Source organism: Micromonospora sp. NPDC049282 (assembly GCF_043197045.1).
Classification (GTDB): domain Bacteria; phylum Actinomycetota; class Actinomycetes; order Mycobacteriales; family Micromonosporaceae; genus Micromonospora.
This window is the reverse complement of record NZ_JBICSL010000004.1, coordinates 12,569-33,907: the sequence shown is the minus strand read 5'-3', so window position 1 is coordinate 33,907 and position 21,339 is coordinate 12,569. Positions and strand designations below refer to the sequence as shown.

Below are 21,339 nucleotides of genomic sequence, written 5' to 3'. Positions count from 1 at the left end.
CCGCGCCGGCGTCCCGGTCAGCGCAGCAGCGCGGCGAACAGCTCCGCCAGGTCGACGTCGGCGCGTAGCCGGCTCAGGCCGGCGCGGGCGTAGTCGGCCCGCCGCGCCAGCCCCGGGTCGTCGAGCGCCTCCTCGATCGTCTGCCGCAGGTCGGCCGCCGGCACCACCGGATCGTCGGTGTCCCCGGAGTGCCTGTTGACGTACCGGATCCGGCCGTCCGGCTCCACCCGGGTCGTGCGCGCCACCAGGCCCGCGCCGTGGCCGGCCAGGAACAGCCGTCCGTTGGCCTCCTGCTCCGACATGAACGGCAGCACCACCTGCGGGGTGCCGTGCAGCAGGCCGGCGATCACCGTGGAGTAGCCGCCGTGGTTGACCATCAGGTCCGCCCAGGTGATCGGGCCGGTGATCCCGGTGAAGCCGCCCGGCTCGACGTTGCGGTGCCGGGCCAGCCAGTCCCGTCGCTGGAAGCCGGCGGACAGGAAGACCGACAGGTCGGGACGGTCGCAGGCGGCCAGCACCTCGCGCAGGGCCGTGTCGGTGACCATGCCGCCGCTGCCGATGGAGACGTACACCCGCCGGGTGCCGGGGATGGCATGCGGCAGGTACGGCGGACCGGGCGGGTCCCAGTAGAGCGGACCGACGTAGACCGGGTCGGGACGGCCCGGCGGCGCCGGTGGCGGCGGCTCCACCTCCGGTGAGCTCGGCACCACCGTCAGGTCGCCCCACAACAGCTCGGGAACGCTGCCGGTCGGGTCGAGCCCGGACCCGGTGGCGACCTCGTTGATGGCGTCGAGGGCGCTGGGGTGCGGCAGCAGGGCCGCCGGTTCGGCGCGGCTCCACGGCATCCACGAGGTCGGGGACGGGTCGAGGAAGTCGGTGTCGGCGATCGACACCAGCGGCAGCCCGCGCAGTCTCGCGGCCAGCACCGCCGTCGGCTGCATGTCGGTGACCACGATGTCCGGCCGGTACTCGTCGATCGCGGCCAGGTCGCGTCGGAGGTGCTCGGCGAGCACGCGCGGACGGTAGTAGCGCGCGGTGACCGCGTAGACCCGCTCGACGTTGGCGAACGGCAGGAACGCGGGGACGACCTCCGGCGCGGTGTCCGCGGCCGGTTCGCCGATCATCCGGTGGCCGCCCTCGGCGACCATCCGGGCCACCCCGGACGGGCCGAAGGCGCACGTGAAGCGCCCGTCCAGGCGGGCCGCGGCGGCCAGGGCCCGCCCGGTGTACCCGGCGCCGCCCCCGGCCGACCAGGGGCAGAAGAGAACTCTCGGGCTCATGGCAGCAACGCCTCCGCTCCACGGGGATGGTCCAGCGAGTGCACCGCGTCGGCCGGCAGGTCCCGACGCATCACCTTGCTGAGGGTGCGCCCGGGGCCGCCGTCGACGAGGAGGTGGGCGCCGGCCTCCCGGGCGGTCTGCAGGCACCGCCACCAAAGCACCGGGGCCAGCATGTGCCGGTGCAGGTCGGCCCGGATCTCCGCGACGTCCCGGGAGGCGCGCCCGGTGGTGTTGAGCAGCACCGGCGTCCGGGGCTCGCGCAGCGCCGCGGCGGACACCAGCGGCGCGAACCGCTCGGCGGCCGGGGCCATCAGCGGCGAGTGCGCGGCGAGGGCGATGGCGAGCCGTACCACCCGCTCGGCCCCCGCCCGCAGCGCACGATCCATCACGTCCGTCACGGCGGCGTCGGCGCCGGAGACCACCACCTGGTCCGGGCCGTTCACGGCGGCGACCGACACGGCGTCGTGGCCGACCTCCCGGACGAGGCCGGCGACGGTGGGCTCGGCCAGCCCCACCAGGGTGGCCATCGCGCCCCCCGACGTCAGGCTGGCCGCGTGCATCAGCTCGCCCCGGCGGCGGACCAGGTCGACGGCGTCGGATGTGGACAGCGCGCCGGCCGCCACCAGGGCGGTGAAGTGGCCCAGGCTGTGCCCGGCCACGCAGACCGGCGGGTTGGTCACCCCACGGCGCTCCCACTCCTCGGTCAGCGCGTACCAGCCGGCGATCCCGGCCAGGAACACCGCCGGCTGGTTCCAGTCCGTGCGGGCCTGGTCGATCCGGTCGGTGTGGAAACAGATCCGGCGCAGCGGCAGGCTGGTCTGGCGTTCCGCGGCGTCGAACAGGTCCCGCACCGTCGGCGACAGGTCGTGGAGCCGTTCGGCCATGCCGGGGAACTGCGCGCCCTGGCCCGGGAACAGCAGCGCGTACCGGGACGTCGTCACGCGCTCATCCCCCCGTCGACCGCCAGGACCTGACCGGTGACGTACGAGGCCGCGGGCGAGGCCAGGAAGGCGACCGCCGCCGCCACCTCCGCGGGCGTGCCGACCCGCCCCATCGGCGTCTGGGCCAGGATCGCCTCGCGCGCGCGGTCGCCGCCCTGGGCGCTCATCGCCGACGGGACGTAGCCGGGGGCCACCGCGTTCGCCGTCACCCCGAATCGCGCGGTCTCCCGGGCCACCGACTTGACCAGGCCCACCAGGCCGGCCTTGGCGCTGGCGTACGCGGCCTGGAACGGCCAGCCCCGTAGCCCGGCCACCGAGGTGGTGACCACGATCCGCCCGTACCCCCGGCCGGTCATGTCCGGGACGACGCCACGGATGAGCGTCATCGCCGCCGTCAGGTTGACCGCCAGGCTCGCCGACCAGTCCTCGTCCCGCAGCCGCGCCACCGCCGCCGGGCGTAGCGTCGCCGCGTTGCTGACCAGGACGTCCACCGGCCCGACCCGCCGCGCCGCCGCCAGGACGGTGGCGAGGCCGGCCGGGGAGCCGACGTCGGCGCGGACCGTCGTCACGGCGGCGGCGCGCGGCGACAGTTCACCGGTGAGCCGGGCGGCCGCCTCGGCGTCCCGGTGGTAGTGCAGCAGCAGCGTCGTGTCCGGGGCGGCCAGGGCCGCGGCGACCGCCCGGCCGATCGCCCCGGTCGCGCCGGTCACGAGGACGGTACGGCGCGTCATGCCGACGCCCGACCGGTGCCATGGCAGCGCTGGAGCACCCCGACCCACTGCCGCATCAGGTGGGCCATCTGGTGCACGAAGCCGCGTAGCTCGTGGGTCCACAACCGGCCGGACATCGCCTCCACGGCGTCCTGGAGCTGGTAGGACAGCGACAGGTACGCCTCGCCGTAGGTGTCGCCGTCGAGCTTGCAGCCGGGCAGCCACGCCAGGACGTCCTCCAGCAGCGCGATCGCGGTCAGCTCCTGCTGGAGGTCGCGCAGCAGCAGATGCTCGTTGCGGACGTGCATGGCCAGCGGGTCGCCGAAGCGCACGGCGTGACCGAGATGCTTCGCGCAGGCCTGGACGAAGTAGCCGCTGAAGATGTCGGCGTACCTGTCGATCTCCTGGCCGTGGTGGCGGTAGCCCATCCGGGGGAAGTAGTAGGCCGGCAGCGCGTCCCGGTGCACGGCGGTGTTCTGCGAGTTCACCGGCGCCCAGGTGTCGGCGTCGCAGACCGCGGCCGGGGCCGGCATCGCGGCCACGTCCGGTCGCACGGCGATCCGGGTGATCGCGTCGACGTCGGGGTCGCCGAGCCACAGGCCGGCGTTGACCCGCACGTCGACGGTCTCGGTGCGGTCCGTGGTCGGCGTGGGCGTGCGGTGCGCGTACGGGAAGCCGCGCGGGTACACCGGCATCGGCCCGACCGTGAGCTGGTCGCACGGATTCCACCAGCCGGAGCCGGCGGAGACGACCCGCGCGGGACGGGGCCCGGCGGCGACCACGGCGTGCGCGTCGAGGAACCGGTCGTCCACCGGGAAGTTGTCGTCGTCGACCGAGATCAGGAAGTCGGCGTCGGACTGCCAGGACATCAGGTAGCCGACGTTGCGCCGGTTGTCGGAGTCGTACGGGACGAGGGTGGGCGCGCCCAGCGCGGCCAGCATCGCGTCCTGCTCGGCGACGGTCGGGCAGACCACGTCCAGGCCGGCCCGCCGGGCGATCGCGACGTTCTCGAACAGGCTGGCCGGGGTCTTGCGGTCGGGGACGACGACGATGCGTACCCGCTCGGCCGCGCCGGTGCGGCCCAGCAGGTCGCGGTAGGCCGACAGGAACGGCGCGCCGTCACCGATGGTCGTCATCACCACGTCGACGCGGGGCGGTGTCTCGCTCATAGCTGGTAGACCTTTCGTGACCTCGGGAAGCCCGCCGGGTCGGCGAGCAGCCGGAGCACCGCGTCCAACGCGCGGCCACCGGTCAGATCGGTGACGACCGAGTCCGCGCCGGCCGCGTGCAGGCCCTCCGGCGAGGTCGCGCCGGTCGCGACCGCGACGCACCGCAGGCCGGCCGCGTGCGCCGCGGTGACGTCCTTGGCGGTGTCGCCGACCACCACGCCGTTGCCGGGCGCCCCCAGCGCCGCGACCCCGGCGGCCACCACGTCGTCGCGGTCCCGCGCGACGTCGCCGAAGCCGCCGTCGTGCACCAGGTCCGCCAGGCCGGTCCGGCGCATCTTCCACCGCGCCACCGCCCGGGCGTTGCCGGTGCTCATGCCCAGCCCGCAGCCGTGCCCGCGCAGCGCCTCCAGCAGCGCGCGGCAGCCGGGGAGCAGGTCGTCGGCCCGGTCGCCGGCCGGATCCCGGCCCTGTCCCAGGCGCGCGTCCATGGCGGCCATGACGCGCCGGCTGAGCTGCCGCACCCGGGCCGCATCGACCCCGTGGTGACGCAGGGCCGCGTGCACCGTGCCGGCGTCGGTGAAACCCGCGAGGTCGATGTCGGCGTACCAGAGTTGGCCGTCGGCGTAGCGGAACTCCTCGGCGACGCCGCAGACGTCGGCGATGGCGGCGGCCATCGTCGACATGTGGCGGCGCTGGATCCGGGCGCCGGGCCGGACGAGCGTGCCGTCGAGGTCGAACAACACGAAGCCGGGTGGGCTCATGCCAGGGCCGTCTGCGCCGGCACGCCGCGCCGGGCCGCCGCCTGATCGGCGATCCACCGGTACGTGACCCGCAGGCCCTCCTCCAGCGGGATCTCCGGGGTCCACCCGAGAACCTCGTGGACCAGTGTGTTGTCGGAGTTGCGCCCGCGTACGCCCTGCGGGCCGCTGACGTGGCGCAGCCGCACGTCGTCCCGGCCGGCGGCGGTCATCACCAGCGCGGCCAGGTCGTCGATGGTCACCAGGCGGTCCGAGCCGATGTTCACCGGTTCGGCGTGGTCGCTGCGCATGAGGCGGTACGTGCCCTCCACGCAGTCGTCGACGTAGCAGAACGACCTGGTCTGCCGGCCGTCGCCCCAAATCTCCACGTCCCCGCCGGGAGGCGCCTCGGCGACCTTGCGGCACAGCGCCGCCGGCGCCTTCTCCCGGCCGCCGTCGTAGGTGCCGTTCGGGCCGTAGACGTTGTGGTAGCGGGCGATCCGCACGTCCATGCCGTACTGCTCGGCGTAGTAGACGCCGAGCCGCTCCGCCATCAGCTTCTCCCAGCCGTAGGAGTCCTGCGGCCCGGCGGGGAAGGCGTCGGACTCGCGCAGCGGCCGCACGTCCGGTGTCGTCTGCACGTGCTCCGGATAGACGCAGGCGGACGAGGCGAGGAAGTAGCGCGACGCGCCGGCCAGCCGGGCGGCCTCGATCGTGTGCAGGTTGATCAGGGCGTTGTTGCGCAGGATCGTGGCCGGGTCCTTCGAGATGAAGCCCATGCCGCCCATGTCGGCCGCCAGCGCGTACACCTCGGTGACCCCCTCGCAGGCCCGCCGGCAGGCGTCCGGCTCCCGCAGGTCGCCCAGGACGAAGTCGTCCGCGTCCGAGTCGCCGAACTCCGGCCGCTTGAGGTCGGCGCCCCGCACCCACCAGCCCCGGCTCCGCAGGTAGGTCACGAGGTGGCTGCCGATGAAGCCGCCGGCGCCGGTGACGAGTGCGCGTCTGGTCATGGAGAACCCTCCAGGTCAGGTGGTCACGTGGGGTCGGTCGACGGGCGTGCGGTCACGCGACGTCGACGGGCGGGACGAACGCGTTGGTCCGCACGGACCGCTCCGCGGCCATGGCGAGGGCCAGCGCGGCGTACGAGTCACGCCAGGAGCCGGCGCGCGGGTCGGCGTCGCTGCCGCCCGCCGCCGCGAGGAAACCGTCGAGCTGCGCCCGGTACGCCTGCGCGAACCGGTCGCGGTAGTCGCGGTGGCGGACGTGGTCGTCCGGGCCGCGCGCGGTGACCTGCCGCATCGGGGTCCGCTCGTCGAGCCCCACGGTCAGGCAGTCCCGGGAGCCGAGCACCTCGATGCGGACGTCGTAGCCGAGCGGGCTGTGCCGTCCGGCGGTGAGGACGGCGACCCCTCCGCCGGCGATGCGCAGCGTCGCCGCCACCGCGTCGTAGTCGTGCAGACCGGCCAGCTCCGGCACGGCGAGCACGTCGCCGATCGCGGCCACCTCGGTGACCTCGCGGCCGGTGAGCCACCGCACCATGTCGAAGTCGTGCAGCATCAGGTCCCGGAAGATGCTGCCGGAGGCGGCGAGGCGTTCGATCGGCGGCCAGGAGGCGTCGTGCGAGAACATCCGCAGGGTGTAGAGCGTCCCCACGTCGCCGGCGGCGACCCGGTCCCGCAGGTGGCTGAAGCCGGGGTCGAAGTGGCGTTGGAAGCCGACCCACAGCGGGGTGCCGCTGCGGTCGGCGGCGGCGCCCAGCTCTCGGGTGCGGTCCAGGTCCAGGGTGAGGGGCTTCTCGCAGAACGTGGGGAGCTTGCGTTCCAGCGCCATGGTCACCAGCGCGTCGTGGCTGTCGGTCGAGGAGGTGACGACGACGGCGTCGACGGTGTCCAGGAGGCGATCGACGTCGGCGTACGCCGACCCGCCGACCCGGTCCGCCAGGGCCGTCGCCTCCTCGCCCCGCATGTCGTGGCAGGAGATGACCGCGCCGCCGGAGGCGGCCAGGTGGTCGGCGTACATGTGGCCGATCCGGCCGCATCCGACGAGACCGACGCGCAGCCGGTCCGCGGCGCTCACGGGCGGTCCCCGGGTCCGCCGCGCGTGCCGCGCACCAGCCGGCCGGGGCGTGCGCCGGTGTGCTCCCCGTCGACGAACGTCACCTCGCCGGAGACCAGCGTGGCCCGGTAGCCGTCGGCCTTCTGGATCAGCCGTCCACCGCCGGCCGGCAGGTCGTGCACGAACTCCGGGGCACGCAGCGCCAGGTTGTCGAAGTCGATGACGTTCACGTCCGCCTTGTAGCCGGGCCGCAGCAGTCCCCGGTCGCGCAGCCCGTACAGCTCGGCGGTCTGCCTGGTCTGCTTGTGCACGACGAACTCGAGCCCCAGCCGCTCGCCCCGGGTGCGGTCGCGCACCCAGTGGGTGAGCTGCGAGGTCGGGGTGCTCGCGTCGCAGATCATCCGGCAGTGCGCGCCCGCGTCGCTGAGCCCGACCAGGCAGTGCGGCTCCTGGAGCATCTCGTGGATCGGGTCGAGGTGGAACTCGCTGTAGCCCAGCAACGGACGCAGGAACGTCTGGGTGCCGTCCCCGGCGACGAGCAGGTCGTACATGACCTCCTGGGCGGGCCGCCCGGCGCGTGCGGCGACGGCGGCGACGCTCTGCTCACGGCTCGGCTCGTAGTCCGGTTGCCGGCCGAACGGGAAGAACTTCTCGTAGTCCTCGGGGAACAGGGGGGCGCGCGGGTTGACCGACGCCGGGTCCTCGGACAAAATCCGCCGACGGATCTCCGGGTCCCGCATCCGGCGGGCGCGCTCGGCCAGCGGCAGGTGGACGATCTCCTGGTAGGTCGGTCGGCGCTTGAACGGGTGGGTGCTCTCCAGGCCGACGATGACGCTGAACGGCCGCCCGGCGATCTGCGGGTGCAGGCGCGCTCCCTCGGCGTTGGCCCGCCGCGCCTCGTCGACGATCTCGCGCCACAGGTGCGGTTCGTGGTCGTTCTGGAACAGGCCGAACGTGATCGGCCGTCCGGTGCGCGCCGAGAGCCGCCGCATCCAGGAGATCTCGCGGAACTGGTCCTCCATCGGCTCGCCGCCGGCCCCGGCCGGCACGAGTTGGAACACCCCGGTGCCCAGTTCGCCGAGCACCCCACCGAGGGCGAACAGCTCGTCCTCGGCGGCGAACGTGCCGGGCACCGGTTCGCCGGTGATCGCGAGGTGGGTGGTGGTCCGGGAGGTGGAGAAGCCGAGGGCGCCGGCCCGCATCGCGTCGCGGACGATCGTCACCATCGCGGCGATGTCGTCCGACGTGGCCGGCTCATTGGCGGCGCCCCGGTCCCCCATCACGTAGGCGCGCACGGCGCCGTGCGGCACCTGGGCGCCGACGTCCATCACCCGGTCGAGGCCGGCGACGGCGTCGAGGTATTCCGGGAAGCTCTCCCAGGCCCAGGCGATGCCCTCGGACAGCGACGCGCCGGGGATGTCCTCGACGCCCTCCATCAACCCGATCAACCACTCCCGGTTGGGTTCGGTCACCGGGGCGAAGCCGACTCCGCAGTTGCCCATCACCACCGTGGTCACGCCGTGCCAGCAGGACGGGGTGAGCAGCGGGTCCCAGGTCGCCTGGCCGTCGAAGTGGGTGTGGATGTCGACGAACCCGGGGGTGACGACGCACCCGTCCGCGTCGATCTCCCGGGCTCCGCGTTCGGGGATCCGACCGATGGCCGCGACGCGGCCGTCGGCGATGGCGAGGTCGCCGGTACGGGCGGCCTCGCCGCTGCCGTCCACGATCGTCCCGCCCCTGACCACGACGTCATACATCGAGCAGATGTCCCTTCTCTGTGGCGACGAAAACGAGGTTGTCGTACTCGTAGGACGACCGGGGCCGGTGCGCGTGCGGTACGCCGTCGCGCAGCTCGTAGGCCCGGTAGTCGTAGCCGGCCAGCATCGTCACCAGGTCGGTGCTGCGGGCCGCGCCCGGCACGTCGAGGTCGCCCACCTCCACGGTGACGACCGGGCGGTGCCCGGTGAGCAGACCGCGCATCCCCTCCAGGACGTCGCGTTCGGCGCTCTCGGCGTCGACCTTGACCACATCTGGGGTGAGGCCCCGCTCGGCGACGATGCCGTCGAGCGTGACCGCGGGAACCTCGTGCACGGTGGTGGCGACCCGCTGCCGGACCGCCTCCGGCAGCCGGGACCGGAAGGCCGAGTTGTAGGGGCTGTAGCCCACGCCGTGGTCGGTCAGGCGCAACGTGCCGGGCGAGGACCAGACCGCGGCGTCGACGGCGGTGACCTGGCGCAGGCCGGCGGTGTTCGCGGCCAGCAACGCGTACGTGGTGGGGGTGGGCTCGAACGCCACGACCCGACCGGACGGGCCGACGCAGCGGGCCGCCAGCACGGTGAAGTAGCCGAGGTGGGCGCCGACGTCGAGGAATGTCATGCCGGTCCGCAGGTGGCGCAGGAAGAAGGAGCTCAGCTCGTACTCGACGAAGCCGTGTCGGCGGATCGCGATGGAGATCTCGTCCGGAAGCCGGACCTGGAGGCGGTCTCCCCAGAACGTCCGTCCCCGGGAGAGCCGGGCCCGGTTGCGGTGCCGCCATCGGCGCAACCGCGCCGTGGTGGGGCACGCGTTCGCGTAGGGGCGGTGCAGCAGGGCGCTGAGCCTCCGACCGGCCGCCGCCTCGCTGCGACGCAATTTATCAGCGAGGGCGTGGCGTTCAGCATTAGTCATTGCAGCGCCAATTCAACGGTTTCCCCCGCAGTGTGAAATGGTTGTGAAAAGGCGGGATGATCGCGCCTAGGACAGCAGCGTATGTCAATGTTTTGCGGGTCGCGACGGTCCAGCTGGAAAATAGGGGGGTCCTGGGGCGGGTGCTTTTCCGCCCGCTCGTGTCGACCGGCCGCCGACTGTGCGATGTGTTAGCGTGATCCATGATCGACGATGTCTTGGGCCGCCGGCCCGGAGAGGGTGGCGTGGATGGGCGACACCGCACAGGACGCGATTCTCGACCGGATCCGTGACGCGCTCTCGCAGGTGTCCGGTGTGGCCGGGCTCGCGCTCGGCGGCAGCCGCGCTCGCGGCACCGCGGATCCGACCTCCGACGTGGACGTCGGCGTCTACTACCACCGCCACGACCGGCCCGACATCGCGGAACTCGGCGCGGCCTTCGCCCGCGTCGACGACGGCGACGGCGCCGCCTGCACCGGGTACGGCGAGTGGGGCCCGTGGATCAACGGCGGCGGCTGGCTGATGGTCGACGGGGTCAAGACCGACGTGCTGCTCCGGGAGATCGACCGGGTCCGCGCCGTGGTCGAGGCGTGCGCCGCCGGCCGGCCCGAGATCCACTACCAGGTGGGCCACCCGCACGGGTTCTGCACCGTGATCTACGCGGGGGAGGTGCACCACAACGTGCCCTTCCACGACCCGCAGGGCGTGTTGGCCGAGTTGCGGTCGCTCACCGACCCCTATCCCGAGCCGCTGGCCAAGGCGCTGATCGGCCAGTTCGGGTGGGAGTCACAGTTCGCCCTCGACACGGCGGCCACCGCCGCCGGGCGAGGCGACGTCGCCTACGTCGCCGGCTGCGCCTACCGGTCGGTCGCCTGCCTCAGTCAGGTGCTGTTCGCCGCCGCCGGCCGCTATCTGCTCAACGAGAAGGGCGCGGTGGCGGAGGCGGCCTCCTTCCCCTCGACCCCGGCCGGCTTCCGCGCCGGCGTCGAGGAGGCGTTGGGCGCGCTGACGGCCGAACCCGCCGGCCTGAAGCGCTCGCTGGCTCTGCTGGGCGCGGTGCGGGCGGATGTCATGGCCAGTGTCGACGCCTGACCGCCCGCCCCGGGTCTGGATGGTGACCGGGGTGCCCGGCGCCGGCAAGTCGACGGTCGCCGGCGCGCTCGCCCGGTCCGAGGCCCACGGCGCGCACGTCGAGGGCGACGTCCTGCAACGGATGATCGTCTCCGGCGGCCGGCCCCCGCAGCCGGATTACGACGAGGAGTGCGAGCGGCAGATCCTGCTCAACGTGCGCAACCAGTGTCTGCTGGCCCGCTCCTTCGCCGACGCGGGCCATCTCGTCGTCCTCGACTACGTCGTCACCTCCCGGCACCGCCTGCGTCACTACCTGGAGCTGCTGCATCCCGCCCCGCTGGGCTTCGTCATGCTCCGGCCCGACCTCGCCGTCGCGGCCCGACGCGACGAACGGCGGCCGCACAAGACGGTGCTGCCCCAGTGGCGGCACCTCGCCGCGGAGATGGCCGGTGAGCTGAGCGGCATCGGGTTCTGGCTGGACAACGGGAACCTGTCGGTAGCCGAGACCGTGCGGCGGATCCGGGCCGGTGCCGCCGCCGCCACCCTCACCGTCGACCTGCTGGACGCCGCGTCGGCGCGGCGGGCCGGCGACCGGGCTCAGTTCCCGGCGCTCTCGTAGCGTCGCAGGCCCCGGCGGAACACCGTGACCGCGAGGAACACGCAGTAGCCGGCCACCACCGGGGTCAGCAGGCCGACCCGGGCGAGCCGGCCGTGGTCCAGGAAGACCGAGACCGGGAAGAAGCCGATGAACGCGAACGGCAACGCGGTCGCCAGGACGGCCTGCAGTCCCACCCCGTAGATGCCGAGCGGATATTTCGTCAGCTCGCCGAGCTGGTCCATCCCGGCGGCGAAGGTGTTGATCGCGCCGCGCAGCCAGAAGGAGGTCGAGTTCGCCACCACGGTCAACGACACCTTGATCACCAGTGCGCTCGGCAGCAGGACCAACGCCAGCCCGACCCGCGCCGGGGTCCACGCGACGTCCAGGTGCAGCAACGCGGTGACCAGCAGGCCGCCACCGACGGTCAGGTTGCCGAACGCGTTCATGCCCACCCGGCTCGCGCAGACCTGCAACAGGCACGGGTACGGGCGCAGCAGCATCCGGTCCAGCTCACCCCGGTTGATCAGCCCGGCCAGGTTCCACGTGCCCTCGGCCAGCAGTTCACTGGCGCCCTGGGCCAGCACCATCATGCCGAAGATCAGCACGACCTCCCAGACGCCCCAGCCGTGGATGCGGGGCACCCGGGCGAAGATCGTGGCGATCAGCACGAGCCCGGCGCCCTGGGTGAGCACGGCGGCGACCACCAGGATCCAGAAGTCCGCCTGGTATTCCAGGGTGGCCCGCAGGTGGGCGCCGAGGTTGCGCCGGTAGACGCGCAGCGTGTGCATGTCAACCCCCGTGCACGGTCAGCCGGCGGACCGCGACGTGCCACAGTCGCCGGGCGAGCCACCACAGCCCGACGATCCAGAGGAGCTGCACCGCCAGCGCCGGGACGACGGACAGCCCGGGGGACCGGCCGAGGAACAGCATCGCGGGGGTGTTGGTGATCGCCTGGAACGGGAGCACCTCGGCGACGTGGCGCAGCCATGGCGGGAAGAAGACCAGCGGCACGGTGGCGCCGGACAGGATGCCCGAGATGGCCGTCCGGGCCAGGCTGATGCCCAGGTAGTTCTGTGTCCAGAAGCAGAGCAGCCCGCACATGTAGACGATGAGGAACTTCAGCGGCACCACGGCGACGAGGCTCACGGCGAACAGCGCGAGCCGCGCCGGCGAGGGCCACGGCACCCCGCCGAAGGCGACCAGGACGACGGCGCAGACCACGAGGGCCGCCGTCGCCTCCAGAAACGCGAAGCCCAACGCCTCCGCGAGCCGACCCTTCTGGTAGTCGACCGGCTTGACCAGGTCGACGGCGACCGCCCCGCTGCGGATCCGGGACGCCATGGCGAAGTCGGTGAAGGTCGACACCAGGCAGTTGGTGACGAAGGAGACGAGCAGGTAGGCCTTCATCTGCGGCCAGGTGAACCCGGCCAGCGAGTTGCCGTCGCCGAGCAGCGCCTGCCACAGCGCGAACATGGCCGCCAGGTTGAACACGAGCATGGACAGGCTCATCAGGAACGGCACCCGGTAGGCCAGCGCGTTGCGCCGGGCGACCCGCGCCATCGCCCGGTACGGCCCCATCAGGCGACGCCGTCGCCGGCCGCGACCTCGCCGGGCCGGTGGATCCGCCGGATGAGGTCGGCGACGCCCTCGTCGTCGATACGCAGGTCCCGCACCTCGACCAGGCCCATCACGGTGGCGGCGACCGCACCCGCGGTCCGGGTGGTCCGGTCGAAGCGGACCACCAGTTCGCGTTCGCCGGTCACGGTCACCTCGGCGTCGTCGAGCCGGTCGCGGATCAGGTCGAGCGGCGCGGACGCGGCGAGTTGGAAGCGCACCGAACTGAAGCTGGCCAGGGCGTCGCGTAGCACCTCGACGGGGCCGTCGTGGCGGATCCGACCGGCGTCGATGACGACGATCCGCCCGCAGACCTCCTCGATGTCGCCGATGTCGTGCGTGGTCAGCAGGACCGTCGTGCCGTCGGCGACGAGCTGCCGCAGGAAGGCGCGGACCCGGTCCTTGACGTCGAGGTCCAGGCCGATGGTCGGTTCGTCGAGGTAGAGGAGGCGGGGCTGGTGCAGCAGCGCGGCGGCCAGGTCGGCCCGCATCCGCTGCCCGAGGGAGAGCTTGCGCGCCAGCACCGGCAGCAGCGGACCGATCTCGAGCACCTCGGTGAGCCGCCCGATCGAGCGGCGGTAGTCGGCCGGCGGGATCCGGTACATGTCGCGCAGCAGCTCGAACGTGTCGCCGACCGGAAGGTCCCACCACAGTTGGGTGCGCTGGCCGAAGACCACCCCGATGTTCCGCGCGTTCGCGGTCCGGTCGCGGTGCGGGACGATGCCGGCGACCCTGACCTCGCCGGCGGTGGGCACGAGGATGCCGGTCAGCAGCTTGACCGTGGTCGACTTGCCGGCGCCGTTGGGCCCGGCGTACGCGACCGACTCGCCCTCGTCGACGCGCAGGTCGACGCCGTCGACGGCGCGGTGGGTGTCGAAGCGCCGGGTGACGAGGTGCGTGAGCGCGCCGGCCAGGCCCGGGCCGCGGCGCGGGCGCCGGAACTCCTTCACGAGGCCGGTCGCCTCGATCAGTGCGGCCATGGCGTCATGCTCCGATCAGTCGGACGGACGGGGACGAACGGCGCGGGGGCGGTCAGCCCCGGTCCCAACTGTCACCGGCGGCCAGGCCCAGCGCCGCAAGCCGGGCCGGCGCCGCGCCGAGGCGCGCGACCTCGTCGTGCCGCAACCGCGGGAACATGCCGCCCAGGGCGAGCGTCTCCAGCACCCGGGTCCGGATCGCCGGCTCCACCCGGCTGCCCCAGCGTTCCCACGCCGAGCGGAACGGCTCCACCCGCGATCGGGCGAGGCCCATCAGGCATGCCGTCACCCACAGGGCCCACAGCTGGTCGTCGGGAACCCGCGCGGCGAGGTCCGCCAGCCACGGCTCCGGCCGGGCGACGCAGCGCCGGTAGCCCTCCCGCAGGTCGGACTCGTTGACGCCGAAGCGGTGGACGGCGGTGGCGAGCGGCACCGGGCTCCAGTTGTTCGTGGGTCGGTCGTTCTCCACCACGATCCGCGGCTCACCGTGCTTGAAGTACGGCAGGCAGTCGAAGCCGTCGAGGACGCGCGTCGGGTCGAACGACCAGCCGTCCGGCGGCGCCCCGATGTAGCAGGATGCTTCCCGGCGCCCCCGCGAGTCGTTGCCGACCACGCTGGGCACGTCGTGGTGACCGGTGAGGTTGGGCACGGCGAGCCGGACCGGTAACCCGACCTCGCGCGCGAAGTGGGCCACGGCGATGTCGTCGGGCTCGTCCGGGTCCAGCCCGGCGGAGTAGTCGGTCAACCCCTTGGCCGCCGCCGCGGGCAGCGCCAGCGCGATGGTCGGCACGTAGTCGCAGACGGCGCGGACCCAGTGTGCGCCCAGCAGCGCGGCCATCCGGACGGCCGCGCCGTTGCGCGACCCCCAGTCGCTGTGCAGGGCGACGCCGGCGTCGGGCTGGGCCTCGACCGCGCGGAAGGCGTGCGCCAGGAAGCCGGCCGGCACCACCGCGTCGTCCTGGAGCACCAGGTGGTGGGTGCAGCCCGGCCCGACGGCGGACCACGCCGCGGTGGCGGTGCGCAGGGTCCGTCGGGGGCCGTCCGGCTCGGGGTCGGGCACGATCTGGACCGGGTACGGCGCCAGCCGGCGGGCCAGGTCGTCCGCGAGGTGACGGCGGGACGGGTGCGTCATGATGGCTACCGAGACGGCACCGAGGGCGGCCACCCGTTCATGGATCATCATCAACTTTTATCAGCGAACCGGACCAGGTGCGACCCCTGCCGTTGAGTGCAGGGGTCACGTCGGCAGGGGTGCGCGCCGCCGTCCGACGTCGAGGGTCAGCGCCATGCCGAAGTGGTCCGAGGCGTACTGCCCGTCGTCGTCCGGCTCGGTGCCGAGCAGGGCGGGATCCCGCACCGCCCGGACCGGGTCCGTCGCCCGGTGCAGCACGTGGTCGAGCCGCCAGGTCGGCGCCGGCACGGGCATGGTCAGCGCGTCGGCGGACCCGCCGCCGGCCCGCCAGGCGTCGACCAGCACGGCCCGCTCCCGCAGCCGGTCCATCAGCGGGCCGTCGGCCGGGCAGTTCAGGTCGCCGCAGAGCAGCAGGGGGTGGTCCCGCGGCGCCGCCACCGCCGCTGCCTCCAGGCCCCGCAGGCACGCCTCCTTGACCTCGTCGGGCCCGACCGGCAGGTGCGCCACCCAGACGGTGGCCGCCGGCGCGGTCACCGCCAGCACGGTGGGATGGCCGCCGAAGCCGCCGAAGCCGGGCACCGGGAAGGACCGGCTCTCCACCGCCGGCGACCTGCTGAGTACCGCCAGGCCGGTGGCCGTCACCGCGTGGTAGGGCACACCCCGGGCGCGCAGGTCGTCGAGCAGGCCGGCCAGCCGGCTCGGGTCGGACGGCACCTCCTGGAGCGCGACCAGGTCGGCGTCGGCGCCGGCCAGGGCGCGGGCCAGGAGCGCTGCCCGCCGCCGCCAGACCCGAGGCTCGTCCGCCTCGCGCAGGGCCGGGCTGCCCGCCCGCGCGCCGCGCAGCACGCCCCGGTCGGTCCAGTACCGGTGGGGAATGCCGGTACCCCAGAGATTGAACGTGACGACACGCAGTCGCATCGGACTCCGGTCCTCCCTTTCGGCGGCGGATTCCCACCTCGTGGGCACCGGTTTCCTGCACGGTAACAATCCCCGCGGGAGCCGATAGGGGTTCGTCCGACCGCCGGCCAACGTATTGACTGGCTACTATGGCGCCCTTATCGAACAAAGGAGTCATCGTGAGCCTTGATCGGCGACGGTTTCTGGCCCAGTCGGGCATAGCGGGTGTCGGGGTGGCGTTGTCGGGCGCGATCGACGCGCTCTTCACGGCGGCGAACGCCTCGGCGGGTCCCCGCCACGGATACGGGGCGCTCGTGCCGGACCCGGCGGGGCTCCTGGACCTGCCGCGGGGGTTCCGCTACCGGGTCCTCTCCCGGGAGGGCGACGCGCGACCCGGCGGCGCGGTGCCGAGCAGCTTCGACGGCATGGGCGTGTTCCCCGGCCCGGGCCCCGAGGTCCGCCTGGTGCGCAACCACGAGAACCGGGTCGGGGCCTCCGTGCCGGTCGTCGCGCCCCCGGAGTTGACCTTCGACCCGGTGGCCGCCGGCGGGACCACGACGTTGCACGTCCGGCCGAACCGGGTGGAGGAGCGGATCAGCCTGGGCGGGACCTCGACCAACTGCGCGGGCGGGCAGACGCCGTGGCAGACGTGGCTGACCTGCGAGGAGACGGAGATCCGCCGGGGTGACGGCGGCCACCAGCAGGACCACGGCTGGATCTTCGAGGTCGACCCCTACCGGGCCGACCGCAACCAGCGGCCCACACCGCTGACGGCCATGGGCCGCTTCGCCCACGAGGCGATCTGCGTCGACCCCCGCACCGGCGTGGTGTACGAGACCGAGGACGCGTACGGGGAGAAGTTCGGTTGCTTCTACCGGTTCCTGCCCGCCCGGCCGCTCGGCGGTCACGGCAGCCTGCGGGCCGGCGGCCGGTTGCAGGTCATGCGCGTCCCCGACCTGCCCGACCTGTCTGTCGTCCAGGAGCCCGGAGCCACCTTCCGCGGCGTCGAGTGGGTCGACGTGCCGGACCCGGTGGCCACCACCACCTCCCTGCGGTTGCAGGACTACGGGCCGCGCGGCGTCACGCACGCGCAGAAGCTCGAGGGCGCCTGGTGGGGCACGGACGGCGGGGCGTACTTCGTCTCCTCGTTCGCGGTGCGCGCTCAGGGGTCGGAGGCGGACCACCAGGGCCAGGTGTGGCGCTACGCGCCGGTCACCGGCGAACTGCGCCTGGTCGTCGTGTTCCGTGCCACCGACCCGGACGCGGACCTGTTCAAGACCCCGGACAACATCTGCATGACCCCGTCCGGCGGGCTGATGCTCTGCCAGGACGGTGACGGGGACAGCTACCTGATGGGCACGACCGTCACCGGGGAGCCGTACCTGTTCGCGCGTAACCGGCAGAACATCGGCACCGAGTCGGCGCCGGTGTACGGCGAGTTCGCGGGGGCCTGTTTCTCCGCCGACCAGCGGACGCTCTTCGTCAACTGTTATGCCCCGGGCACCACGTACGCGATCACCGGACCGTTCCAGCGGTAGCCCTCCGCGGGTGGCGTCAACCTGCGGATTCCGTACGGTCAGGCCCTCGCGGTGGTCGGACTCGACGGCGCGGGGAAGTCCACCATCGCCAAGCTGCTGTGTCGGCTCTACGACCCCACCCGAGGCGCGGTGCTCTGGGACGGGACAAACATCCGCGACGTAGAGGTGACCGCGCTGCGACAGCGGGTGGCCGCCCAGGACTACATGCAGTACGACCTGTCGGCGGCGGAGACGCTCGGAGGGTGCCCGCGCGACGCGGGCACCCTCCGAGGGCTGGCGGTGCCGGATTCCCGGCTCGCCTCAGCTCGTGGGGCCGGACGCCGCTCCGCCGAGGGTCACCTTGAGGATCTTCTCGTTGCTGTTGTTCGGGGTGCTGTCCTTGTCCCCGCCGGTGCTCGTGGTCAGCCACAGGTTGCCGTCGAGGGTCGGTTCGACGGTGCGCAGCCGGAAGTACGTCCCGACGAAGTACTGCTGGACGTTGGTGAGCGTGTTGCCGCTGATCTCCGCGCGGTACATCCGGTTGCCGCGCAGGCAGGCGATGTAGAGCACGTCCCGGACGATCGCGATGCCGCTGCACGAGGCCTCGGCCACCGGGTACGTCCGGATCGGGGCCCTGAAGTTCGGGTTGGCGCAGTCGCCGGAGGTGCCCTCGCAGGCGGGCCAGCCGTAGTTGCCGCCCTTGACGATGATGTTGGTCTCGTCCATGACGTTGTTGCCGAACTCCTGCTCGAAGAGCCGGCCCTGGGAGTCGAAGGCGAGTCCCTGCGGGTTGCGGTGGCCGTAGCTCCACACGTAGTTGCCGAAGGGGTTGTCCGCCGGCACGGTGCCGTCGGGGTTGAGCCGCAGCACCTTGCCGCCCAGGTTGTTGGTGTCCTGGGCCACGTCCGGGTCCTGTCCGTCGCCGGCGGAGGCGTAGAGCTTGCCGTCGGGGCCGAAGCGCAGCCGGCCGCCGTTGTGGTACTTGTTGCGCGGGATTCCCGTGACGAGCACCTGCTCGGTGTTGGTTTGCAGCGTGCCGTCGTAGCGGATGCGCACGATCCGGTTGTCGGTCGTGGTGGTGTGGTAGATGTACAGCCAGTGGTCGGTGGTGAAGTTGGCCGAGACGGCCAGCCCGAGCACGCCGCCCTCGCCGTTGGTGCCGGCCACGTTCGGCACGGTGCCGATGCTGTGCTTGTCGGTGCCGTCCGGCTTCATGGCGACGATGTCGAACAGGTCGCGCCGGCCGTAGAGGACCGTGCCGTCGGGCAGTTGCACCAGGCCCCAGGGCAGGTCCTTCTCGGTGGTGATCACCGTGGCCCCGCAGATCGGGCTCGTGCAGCCCGAGCCGGTGTGGGCGGTGACCGCGCCGCTCGCGCCCGAGACATTGCCCTGGGCGTCCCGGGCGGTCACGGTGTACCGGTAGTCGGTGTCGGGCGTCAGCCCGGTGTCGGTGAACGTGGTCGCCGGCGGGTTGCTGGCGGTGCCGGTGGTGGAGCCGACCGCCGTACCGTTGCGCAGGATGGTGTAGCCGGTGACCGCGACGTTGTCGGTGGAGGCCGACCAGGTGAGGGTCACGTCCGTGCCGTTTACCGTCGCGGCCAGGTTGGTCGGCGTGCTGGGCGGAGACGTGTCCTGCTGGCAGAACGGCGGGGTGACCGAGAGCGTGGAGCTGGCCTGCGAGACGTTGCCGGCGGCGTCGCGGGCGTTGACGTACCAGCCCCAGGTGACACCCTGCACGACGCTGAGCGTGGCGGTCAGCGTCCGCCCCGGGACCGAGGTGACGAGCTGGCCGTCGTGGTAGATGTCGTAGAAGGCGACGCCGACGTTGTCCCGGGAGGCGTACCAGGAGAGCGTGACGGACTGGCAGGTCAGCCGGGTGCTGCGCAGGCCGGTCGGCCGGGTGGGCGGGCTGGTGTCGGCGGCGAGCCGGGCCGCTGTCCGGCTCCCGGTCGCCGGTGCGGCCGGCGCGGCGTTGGCGGGTACGCCGGTCAGGATGGTGCCGGCGCAGATCAGCAGGGCGAGCGGGACGCGGTGTCGGGGCTGGTGAGGACTGATCCGCACGGGTGCTTTCCTTCCGGGGTTCTTGGTCAGTACGGGTAGCCGGGGACGTTGAGTCGCACGCTGTACAGGCCGGAGTCGTTCGTTCGGCCGGAGGTCATGTAGAGGGTCTGCCGGTCGGGTCCGCCGAACGCCACGTTCGTGGTGCCGGTGCCGCCGGAGCGGATCGTGCCGAGCTGGGCGCCGGCGGGCGAGTAGACGTGGATCAGCCCGTCCGAGCCGGAGGCCCAGTACACGTTGCCGGCGCAGTCGATGGTGACCCCGTCGGGACCGCCGAGGTAGTTCACGAAGACGCTGCGGGCGCCGGTGCTGCCGTCGGGCTGGACGACGTACTTGTAGATCTTGTTCTCGGAGTAGGCGCCCACGTAGAGCGTGCTGCCGTCCGGGGAGAGCGCGATGCCGTTGGGTTGCCGCAGCCGGTCGTCCACCAGCGACACCTGGCCGCCAGAGACGCGGAAGACGCTGGTACGTCCGCTCATCTGGTCGGGTCGGTTGCCGCGCTGGAAGTTGGGGTCGGTGAAGTAGACGACGCCGTCGGAACGGACCGTGACGTCGTTGGGTGAGTTGAACGCCCGGCCCTGGTAGTCGGCGGCGACGGTGCTGCGGGCCTGGTCGCTCAGCCGGTATGCGGAGACGTTTCGCTGGTCGTGGGTGGCGGCGATGATCTGCTGGGCGTCGGGGCTGAGCGCCAAGCCGTTGCTGCCGGCGTTGGCGATGAAGGTGTCGAAGGTCGCCGGCGGGGTGAACCGGCGGATCGTGGAGGGCTGCACGTTGTTCGGCCCGGTGCCCGCGGCCATGTCGGACATCAGCAGGTAGCCGCCGTCGGCGATCCAGACCGGTCCTTCGAGGAACGAGAACCCGCTCCGGATCTTCGTCGCGGACACGGAGCTGGCCGGCAGGGGTGGGCCGTACCCGGTGCCGCCCGGGCAGACCCCGGAGGGCGCGCCGGGTGGGCCGGCGAGCGGGTTGGTGTGAACGTTCACATGAGCGGCGTCCCGAGGTGCCGGCGGTGCGGGTGCGGCACCGGCGGGGCCTGGTGCGGTGGTGAGTGCGAGGCACAGGCCGGTGAGTGCGGCGATGGTTGGACGCCAGGTCATCGGGGTACTCCAATCGCGGTAGGTGAATGCGAGGCCCGTGGTTGCCAGTGAACTGGCCCCGAACCACCAACGCTTACTATTGATAAAGATCGATGCATACGTGACGCAGCTTAAGCGAGGAAGCAGCGCCCCGCATCAGTTGTCCACGATCACCTTCGGCACATGCGGCAGCGGCAACGCGAATGCGGCGTGGACCTCGCCGCCGTCGACGCGGGTTTCGAGGGGTACGAGCAGATGATCCGCACCGTCAACGCCGTCAAGGCATCGCTCACGTAGATCGGCCGGATTGCACGGGGACGCCCCGTGACCACACCGGTCGCGGGGCGTTCGTCGTCATACGGTCCGTGCCCTGCTCGCGGGTCCAGCCCTGGTGCTGGGCCCGCTGGCAGACGCTGATGTCGGCGGGCTACAGGTTGTTGATTCGGGCCAGCAGCTCTGCCTCGGTCAGGTTCTCCAGGGCCGCGTCCTGTTTGCGGTCCAGGACCGCCAGCAGCTTTTCCTTCTCCAGCTTCTTGGCCGCCGCCGCCTTCGCCGCCTGGTCCTCCGCGAGGCGGACGGCGATGACGTGCTTGATGACCTCCAGCTTGGTCTCCAAGGTTACCTTGGCCGGATTGGCCTCGGTGGCCACGAACGACTCGGTGTCGACGGCCTTGAGTTCGGCGTTGACCGCCTTGGCCACGTCATCGAGGCTGAAGCCGGACTTGGCGGTCAGCGGAAGCTCCCACAGCTGTTCCGTGGTCAGTAGTCCCTTGGCCGACGGGTAGCGGAATTTCTCCCGGGTGGCCTTTTCGAAGATGGTCACGGTGGCCTCTCTGGAGTATC

Annotated in this window: 20 protein-coding genes and 1 pseudogene; 4 read left to right on the top strand and 17 right to left on the bottom strand. The window is 72.6% G+C overall.

The window, feature by feature from the left end:
• Positions 1–17: 17 nt before the first annotated feature.
• The 9 genes from ACGFI2_RS09450 to ACGFI2_RS09410 are packed head-to-tail and all read right to left on the bottom strand — an operon-like array spanning position 18 to position 9,559.
• Entirely contained in the window at positions 18–1,280 is a 1,263-nt protein-coding gene (locus ACGFI2_RS09450; protein ID WP_393513287.1) for a glycosyltransferase, read from the bottom strand.
• Entirely contained in the window at positions 1,277–2,221 is a 945-nt protein-coding gene (locus tag ACGFI2_RS09445; RefSeq protein ID WP_393513284.1) for an ACP S-malonyltransferase, read from the bottom strand. Before ACGFI2_RS09445 ends, ACGFI2_RS09450 begins: the two co-directional genes overlap by 4 nt.
• Positions 2,218–2,952 carry an SDR family oxidoreductase gene (locus ACGFI2_RS09440; RefSeq protein ID WP_393513281.1) on the bottom strand — a complete coding sequence of 245 codons (735 nt, stop codon included), beginning with the start codon at positions 2,950–2,952 and terminating at the stop codon, positions 2,218–2,220. Before ACGFI2_RS09440 ends, ACGFI2_RS09445 begins: the two co-directional genes overlap by 4 nt.
• Entirely contained in the window at positions 2,949–4,100 is a 1,152-nt protein-coding gene (locus ACGFI2_RS09435) for a hypothetical protein (RefSeq protein ID WP_393513278.1), read from the bottom strand. The genes ACGFI2_RS09440 and ACGFI2_RS09435 overlap by 4 nt, the downstream gene beginning before the upstream one ends.
• A complete protein-coding gene (locus ACGFI2_RS09430; RefSeq protein ID WP_393513275.1) occupies positions 4,097–4,861 on the bottom strand; it encodes an HAD family hydrolase in 765 nt (254 codons plus the stop codon). Before ACGFI2_RS09430 ends, ACGFI2_RS09435 begins: the two co-directional genes overlap by 4 nt.
• Positions 4,858–5,847, bottom strand: a complete 990-nt coding sequence (locus ACGFI2_RS09425; RefSeq protein WP_393513272.1) for an NAD-dependent epimerase/dehydratase family protein — start codon at positions 5,845–5,847, stop codon at positions 4,858–4,860. The genes ACGFI2_RS09430 and ACGFI2_RS09425 overlap by 4 nt, the downstream gene beginning before the upstream one ends.
• Before the next feature lie 52 nt (positions 5,848–5,899).
• Positions 5,900–6,913, bottom strand: coding sequence for a Gfo/Idh/MocA family oxidoreductase (locus ACGFI2_RS09420; RefSeq protein ID WP_393513269.1), 1,014 nt, complete (start codon positions 6,911–6,913; stop codon positions 5,900–5,902).
• On the bottom strand, positions 6,910–8,649 hold the full coding sequence (locus tag ACGFI2_RS09415) for an amidohydrolase family protein (protein ID WP_393513266.1): 1,740 nt from the start codon (positions 8,647–8,649) through the stop codon (positions 6,910–6,912). Before ACGFI2_RS09415 ends, ACGFI2_RS09420 begins: the two co-directional genes overlap by 4 nt.
• Entirely contained in the window at positions 8,642–9,559 is a 918-nt protein-coding gene (locus ACGFI2_RS09410) for an FkbM family methyltransferase (RefSeq protein WP_393513263.1), read from the bottom strand. The genes ACGFI2_RS09415 and ACGFI2_RS09410 overlap by 8 nt, the downstream gene beginning before the upstream one ends.
• A 246-nt stretch (positions 9,560–9,805) precedes the next feature.
• On the opposite strand from ACGFI2_RS09410, the gene ACGFI2_RS09405 reads away from it, so the two are divergent.
• Together ACGFI2_RS09405 and ACGFI2_RS09400 are read left to right on the top strand one after the other, a co-directional pair.
• Entirely contained in the window at positions 9,806–10,648 is an 843-nt protein-coding gene (locus tag ACGFI2_RS09405; RefSeq protein ID WP_393513260.1) for a nucleotidyltransferase domain-containing protein, read from the top strand.
• Positions 10,623–11,246 carry an AAA family ATPase gene (locus tag ACGFI2_RS09400; RefSeq protein WP_393513257.1) on the top strand — a complete coding sequence of 208 codons (624 nt, stop codon included), beginning with the start codon at positions 10,623–10,625 and terminating at the stop codon, positions 11,244–11,246. Before ACGFI2_RS09405 ends, ACGFI2_RS09400 begins: the two co-directional genes overlap by 26 nt.
• Here ACGFI2_RS09400 and ACGFI2_RS09395 read toward each other — a convergent pair.
• The 5 genes from ACGFI2_RS09395 to ACGFI2_RS09375 all read right to left on the bottom strand — a co-directional run bounded on the left by ACGFI2_RS09395 (position 11,225) and on the right by ACGFI2_RS09375 (position 15,866).
• Positions 11,225–12,013, bottom strand: coding sequence for an ABC transporter permease (locus ACGFI2_RS09395; protein WP_393513254.1), 789 nt, complete (start codon positions 12,011–12,013; stop codon positions 11,225–11,227). The two genes, ACGFI2_RS09400 and ACGFI2_RS09395, sit on opposite strands and share 22 nt — an antisense overlap.
• A gap of 1 nt (position 12,014) precedes the next feature.
• Complete coding sequence (locus ACGFI2_RS09390; RefSeq protein ID WP_393513251.1) at positions 12,015–12,803, bottom strand: ABC transporter permease; 789 nt, start codon at positions 12,801–12,803, stop codon at positions 12,015–12,017.
• Positions 12,803–13,819 (bottom strand): ATP-binding cassette domain-containing protein, encoded by a 1,017-nt coding sequence (locus ACGFI2_RS09385; protein ID WP_393513249.1) that lies wholly within the window; start codon positions 13,817–13,819, stop codon positions 12,803–12,805. The genes ACGFI2_RS09390 and ACGFI2_RS09385 overlap by 1 nt, the downstream gene beginning before the upstream one ends.
• Positions 13,820–13,871: 52 nt before the next feature.
• On the bottom strand, positions 13,872–14,948 hold the full coding sequence (locus tag ACGFI2_RS09380) for a hypothetical protein (protein ID WP_393513246.1): 1,077 nt from the start codon (positions 14,946–14,948) through the stop codon (positions 13,872–13,874).
• 105 nt (positions 14,949–15,053) lie between these two features.
• Positions 15,054–15,866: an endonuclease/exonuclease/phosphatase family protein gene (locus ACGFI2_RS09375; RefSeq protein WP_393513243.1), complete on the bottom strand. Its 813-nt coding sequence runs from the start codon at positions 15,864–15,866 to the stop codon at positions 15,054–15,056.
• Positions 15,867–16,024: 158 nt separating this feature from the next.
• Here ACGFI2_RS09375 and ACGFI2_RS09370 point away from each other — a divergent pair, with 158 nt between their 5' ends.
• Together ACGFI2_RS09370 and ACGFI2_RS09365 are read left to right on the top strand one after the other, a co-directional pair.
• Positions 16,025–17,383 carry an alkaline phosphatase PhoX gene (locus tag ACGFI2_RS09370; protein ID WP_393513240.1) on the top strand — a complete coding sequence of 453 codons (1,359 nt, stop codon included), beginning with the start codon at positions 16,025–16,027 and terminating at the stop codon, positions 17,381–17,383.
• A 21-nt stretch (positions 17,384–17,404) separates the two neighbouring features.
• Positions 17,405–17,563: pseudogene (locus tag ACGFI2_RS09365) on the top strand (ATP-binding cassette domain-containing protein); the annotation flags it as partial.
• 120 nt (positions 17,564–17,683) lie between these two features.
• Here ACGFI2_RS09365 and ACGFI2_RS09360 read toward each other — a convergent pair.
• The 3 genes from ACGFI2_RS09360 to ACGFI2_RS09350 all read right to left on the bottom strand — a co-directional run bounded on the left by ACGFI2_RS09360 (position 17,684) and on the right by ACGFI2_RS09350 (position 21,319).
• Positions 17,684–19,423: a PQQ-dependent sugar dehydrogenase gene (locus ACGFI2_RS09360; protein ID WP_393513237.1), complete on the bottom strand. Its 1,740-nt coding sequence runs from the start codon at positions 19,421–19,423 to the stop codon at positions 17,684–17,686.
• Between the two features lie 26 nt (positions 19,424–19,449).
• Positions 19,450–20,403 carry an SMP-30/gluconolactonase/LRE family protein gene (locus ACGFI2_RS09355; RefSeq protein WP_393513235.1) on the bottom strand — a complete coding sequence of 318 codons (954 nt, stop codon included), beginning with the start codon at positions 20,401–20,403 and terminating at the stop codon, positions 19,450–19,452.
• Positions 20,404–20,923: 520 nt separating this feature from the next.
• A complete protein-coding gene (locus ACGFI2_RS09350; protein WP_393513232.1) occupies positions 20,924–21,319 on the bottom strand; it encodes a hypothetical protein in 396 nt (131 codons plus the stop codon).
• Between the last annotated feature and the right edge of the window lie 20 nt (positions 21,320–21,339).

What these genes read in the sequence shown, in the direction of transcription:
- ACGFI2_RS09450 (WP_393513287.1), bottom strand. Translation starts at nt 1,280, where the DNA reads ATGAGCCCGAGAGTTCTCTTCTGCCCCTGGTCGGCCGGGGGCGGCGCC.
- ACGFI2_RS09440 (WP_393513281.1), bottom strand. Translation starts at nt 2,952, where the DNA reads ATGACGCGCCGTACCGTCCTCGTGACCGGCGCGACCGGGGCGATCGGC.
- ACGFI2_RS09435 (WP_393513278.1), bottom strand. Translation starts at nt 4,100, where the DNA reads ATGAGCGAGACACCGCCCCGCGTCGACGTGGTGATGACGACCATCGGT.
- ACGFI2_RS09430 (WP_393513275.1), bottom strand. Translation starts at nt 4,861, where the DNA reads ATGAGCCCACCCGGCTTCGTGTTGTTCGACCTCGACGGCACGCTCGTC.
- ACGFI2_RS09425 (WP_393513272.1), bottom strand. Translation starts at nt 5,847, where the DNA reads ATGACCAGACGCGCACTCGTCACCGGCGCCGGCGGCTTCATCGGCAGC.
- ACGFI2_RS09415 (WP_393513266.1), bottom strand. Translation starts at nt 8,649, where the DNA reads ATGTATGACGTCGTGGTCAGGGGCGGGACGATCGTGGACGGCAGCGGC.
- ACGFI2_RS09410 (WP_393513263.1), bottom strand. Translation starts at nt 9,559, where the DNA reads ATGACTAATGCTGAACGCCACGCCCTCGCTGATAAATTGCGTCGCAGC.
- ACGFI2_RS09405 (WP_393513260.1), top strand. Translation starts at nt 9,806, where the DNA reads ATGGGCGACACCGCACAGGACGCGATTCTCGACCGGATCCGTGACGCG.
- ACGFI2_RS09400 (WP_393513257.1), top strand. Translation starts at nt 10,623, where the DNA reads ATGTCATGGCCAGTGTCGACGCCTGACCGCCCGCCCCGGGTCTGGATG.
- ACGFI2_RS09395 (WP_393513254.1), bottom strand. Translation starts at nt 12,013, where the DNA reads ATGCACACGCTGCGCGTCTACCGGCGCAACCTCGGCGCCCACCTGCGG.
- ACGFI2_RS09390 (WP_393513251.1), bottom strand. Translation starts at nt 12,803, where the DNA reads ATGGGGCCGTACCGGGCGATGGCGCGGGTCGCCCGGCGCAACGCGCTG.
- ACGFI2_RS09385 (WP_393513249.1), bottom strand. Translation starts at nt 13,819, where the DNA reads ATGGCCGCACTGATCGAGGCGACCGGCCTCGTGAAGGAGTTCCGGCGC.
- ACGFI2_RS09380 (WP_393513246.1), bottom strand. Translation starts at nt 14,948, where the DNA reads ATGACGCACCCGTCCCGCCGTCACCTCGCGGACGACCTGGCCCGCCGG.
- ACGFI2_RS09375 (WP_393513243.1), bottom strand. Translation starts at nt 15,866, where the DNA reads ATGCGACTGCGTGTCGTCACGTTCAATCTCTGGGGTACCGGCATTCCC.